Raw genomic sequence first — 4,239 nt, forward strand, 5'->3', positions numbered from 1 at the left:
GGCCATGTATTGCACTTCTCTGAGGTTGTAATGTTTGAGCCAATTGGTAATGGTGCTTGCACGGATTTGTGCCATGTTTGTGAGTCTGGGTTCATAGCGCTTTATCATGGCTTTTATTCTAGACATGCCGCGGATTAGGCGCTTTTTGTGGAACAGGTAATTTCCTTCTATTTTATCGTTTAAGGACTTTCTATCAGTTAAAAGATATTCGTGCAGGGGCAGTATTTGAAAGGGTTTTAGGTCTAATATCCGTTTATTGGCTCGTTTGGTGGATGGAACGTATATCTTGCCTTTATCAAGTTGTAAATGGTTAATTTCAAGTTTTGCCAGTTCTTGCTCTTGTAAGCCTTGATAAATTCTAAGCCCTAATATTAAATGATAGGTTTTTAAAGTATTCGCATGTGTCCAGTGGTTTTTGCTTTCCGGGAACTTTTGGTAAATCGTATCAAGTTGCTTTTCTGTAAATAAATCATGTGGTATTCTTCGTTGAACGCCTTTTACCCGTATGGGTTCTGCTACATTGGGCAAGGCTTTAAAATCTAAGTAATAACTGATTTTCTTTAGCTCCATGTTGATGGTTTTGGGGCCTATCCCCTGGCCTTTGCGGTAGCGGATGTACCCCATCAGGGTTTCATGGTCGATTGGCTCAACAATTGGTTCTATTGGCTCTTTTTCTTCAATTGATTCAATTGAAAGAAAAGAACTTAAACCGTTATTGGCAGATGCATTCAAATAAGGTTTGAACTTCTTTTCAATGAAAAGACTGTAATTGTTGGCGGTATTAATGCCAAGACCTTTATTTATAAGCCATTGTTTAAACATCTTCCTCTTTTGCTAAATGTGTGTATTTCTGCGTTGTTTCTAAACTTTTATGGCCTAAAAACCTGCTGATATATTCCAGTTTCATGCCATCCTGCAAAAGATGTGTGGCAATGGAGTGCCGCAAAATATGCAGTCCAAAGGATTTTTGTTTCAATGCTTCGTTGGTGGCTCGGTTCTTCAGGTGCTGTAGGCGGTGGTACATGCCCTGTACGCTCCATCTCTCGCCTCGGCGGCCAAGTAACAGTGCGTCTGTTTTGTTGCCTTGCAACAATTCATTTCTTTGGTCGGTGATGTAGTTTTTCAGGTTTATTCTTACTTGTTTGTTCATCGGAACGTAGCGTTCACGGTAGTTCTTGCCTTTTCTTACATACACTAAACCCTTTTCAAAAAGTATATCATTGATATTTAACGCTTCGCCTTCGCTTGCACGTAGGCCACAGCCATAAAACAGGCTAAGCATGGCGGTGTCTCTTTGATGGTAAAGGTTGTTTTCGTCTTTGGCTGCTTGGTAAAGGGCCTGTATTTCTGTTTTGGTTAGGTAGGTGGCGGTTTCGGTGGTTTTGAGTAGTTGTGGCTTAATTAGGATGTTTGCCTTTCCGGTAAACTGTAAATACTTGCTTAAAAGCCGCAGCATTGTGATGTGCTTGTTGATATAACCCGGGCTTAAACCGCCTGTTTTATTGCAGTTGGGGCGATGCTGCAAGTATTCTAAATACTGGTTGACCTGCTTGTTTTTAAAGTCTCTTAAGTAGCGGGTACCTTGGGATTCCAAAAAGGCAAAGAACTCTTGTGCGTTCCAGTTCATTTGCTTTATACTCCGGGCTTTGTAGCCCAATGTTTCAAGCCAGATGGTAAAGCTATCCACCAGGTGCAGAAACTGCTTGCTTTTAATTTCCCTATTAACACTTTTATGGGTCACGGGTCGCCAAGGCTTTAAGTATTGTTAATGAGTTATTTATGTGACCCAAAACGCATGAACCGCCAGAGGGTCGCCAGACTATTGCCGGGATTCATTTTTGAGCTTATCTATTTGATTTTTAAGATGCTGTTTTACATCTTCACGCAGCTTTGCAATATCGTCCCACCAAAGTATTTTGTATTTGTAGCCCCGGTTTTGGTAGCCACCCATTTGTTGGATGTATTCCAGTTCTATCAAATCACTAATATAGCGTTGCAACTGGCTTTTACTGATGTTCAGGGCGTGGCGGATTTCACGCTGCATAAACTCGTATTGTTCGGGGTTAGATTTTGTTTTGATGTGGTGCTTTAGTTCTTCGTAAAACTGGCGCAGGGAGCCATCGAGTTCATCCACTTTCAAAAAGATACTGTCGAACATGATTTCATTGGCGGTTTTCAGATCTTCGGTATCGGTTACTATCCGTCCTTGTGCGTCCTTTTTTCTGCGGTACTGGTTGATGATGGTGACTTGCTTTACAAAGGCTAAATAGAGCTCGTTTAGGCGTCTTATTTTATGGGCTTTTTCGGGCAAATGGATTTGGTAGGCAAAAGGATTAATGACTTTGCAGGGTTTGAGCATTCTTACCAAGTTCTGTAAAAGAGCGCTTGCCTCTCGCTCTTTCTCTGCATCTATGAGCCCGGCAGCTTTCTGCTTTTGATAGTTCATTATCCGGGCGGTTTGCTCACTGCTTTCATCCACCGCTATGATAAAAAGGCGGCTCATGTTGTCCTCGTAGATTTGGCCATGGGTGGTGGCGCAGATGCTGGCCATGGGGCCACGTACGATTCTTTGGGCGCTGCGGATATTGCCGTTTTCGTCCTTTTGGCTGGTGGAGCTGCTTAGTTGGTTGTTGCTGATGAGTTCGCGCCAGGCAAAGAGGGCTTCTTCTTTTAGGCCGTCGATGTCCTCTAAGCAAATGAGTTTGCCTCTAAAAAAGTATTCGTCGTAGTTATAAAAGCTGTTTTCGGTTACCCGGGTAAATTTTACCACTCTTTCGTCTGGCATCAGTTCTGCTATTTTGGAGAGCAGATGGGTTTTACCGCTGCCGCTGCTACCTTGTATCAGGGCGTGCAGGGTATCGGGCATTTTATGACTGGTAGCTATCACAAACAAAAAAAGGCGGTTGTTGTCCTCTCCGGTGATGCCGCTTTGACCGATGAACTGGTTTAGCTTCTGGATTAAGTCTGCTTGTTGCAAAAAGGCTTTGCATCTGGCCTGCTCCGCAAGGGTTAGGGTTATATCGCTGTCTGCATCTTTGGTGCTTTGCTGTAGCTGGTTTTCCCGGTATTCTTCCAGTAGGTCGGTTAGTTGCGACAGGTCGTTTTCTATAAGGTCGCTTCTGAGTTCTAGTTTCTCGGCGGCTTCACGGGCTTCTTTTCTGACTTGCTTTTCTTCGTACAAATCCAATCTTGTGCGGTATTTAATGGCGGTTTCCAAATGCTGAACGTCCAGGCTGATTGTCATGCGGTCAAAGGTCTTGGGAAGGCTGCCTTTTACAATGTAGCGGGCGGTTTGGGTAGTATAAGTGATTTTGTTGGGCTGCTCGGTATTTAAGGGTGATTGGGCACGTGCTGTCTGCAGAACTTTGGATGGGTGGCATATTTTTTCTTCAATTGAAAAATCTTCAATTGAAGAAAAAGATTTATTGATTGGTTTACCCTGTGTAATTTGCGTAGCAAGCATTTCACAGGGCTGTCGTTCTTCGATTAATTGCAGTATGGCTTCCTTTCCGTAGTTTAGCCAAAGGCTGTTGATGTCTTCATCCTGGGGTGTGGGTACTATTGAGACAACGCATGCGTTGTCTGCACTCTCGTAAAGCTCATGGGCGTAGCGGGCTGCGCCTTCTTGTCCGGGTTGGTCGCCATCGAAAAAGAAGATGATTTCGCTTAGGTTCTTTAGTGCTTTTATGGCGGCTTTATGTTCGGTGGTTAGACCGTTGGTGCCGTAGGCGGAAAGTATTGTTATCGAGACAAGGCACGCCTTGTCTGTACGCTGAATTTGCAAAAGGGTGGCAGCATCGATGATGGCTTCGGTGATGATTAATGTTTGGGTGTCTTGTGGCGGATAGCCCGGGTAAAGGCCTTTGCGATTTTCGCTGTAGTAGTGCCGACCGTACTCTATGTTATGGCCGCTGCTTTCTGTTATTCTGCGGCCGTAGAGGCTTGTGATATTGCCCGCCTGGTCTTTCAACGGGAAGGTGATGCACTGTTTGAGTTTGTTCCAGTACTGGCCGCTGTTATAGCCGATTTCCATTTCGGGGTTTAGGCCGCGGCCTTTAAGGTAGTCCAGCGCTTTGGGGCTGCGGGGAAGGCTTGCTATTTGCCGGGCAAAAAGCCCTGCAAAATCTTCTGCCTTCCCCTTGGCAGCTCCTTTGGATGCAATCCCCATTACATCTTTAGCGTTGGTTTCTTCTCCGGATAGTTCTGTAGCTTTTTTCAAGGCTGCGTGCTTGCTACTCT

3 protein-coding genes are annotated in these 4,239 nt (G+C 44.5%); all 3 read right to left on the bottom strand.

The annotated features are described in order from the left end of the window. Positions 1 to 822 (bottom strand): site-specific integrase (locus tag ALKIM_RS0104965; protein ID WP_026473674.1); only part of this gene is annotated, 822 nt, incomplete at its 3' end. After that, a complete protein-coding gene (locus tag ALKIM_RS19145) occupies positions 815 to 1,741 on the bottom strand; it encodes a tyrosine-type recombinase/integrase (protein WP_052345410.1) in 927 nt (308 codons plus the stop codon). The genes ALKIM_RS0104965 and ALKIM_RS19145, both read right to left, overlap by 8 nt. Before the next feature lie 78 nt (positions 1,742 to 1,819). Beyond that, positions 1,820 to 4,239: toprim domain-containing protein (locus tag ALKIM_RS17690; RefSeq protein WP_052345411.1), on the bottom strand; the 2,420-nt coding region annotated here is incomplete at its 5' end.

The sequence above is a fragment of the Alkaliflexus imshenetskii DSM 15055 genome (genome assembly GCF_000517065.1).
Classification (GTDB): Bacteria; Bacteroidota; Bacteroidia; order Bacteroidales; family Marinilabiliaceae; genus Alkaliflexus; species Alkaliflexus imshenetskii.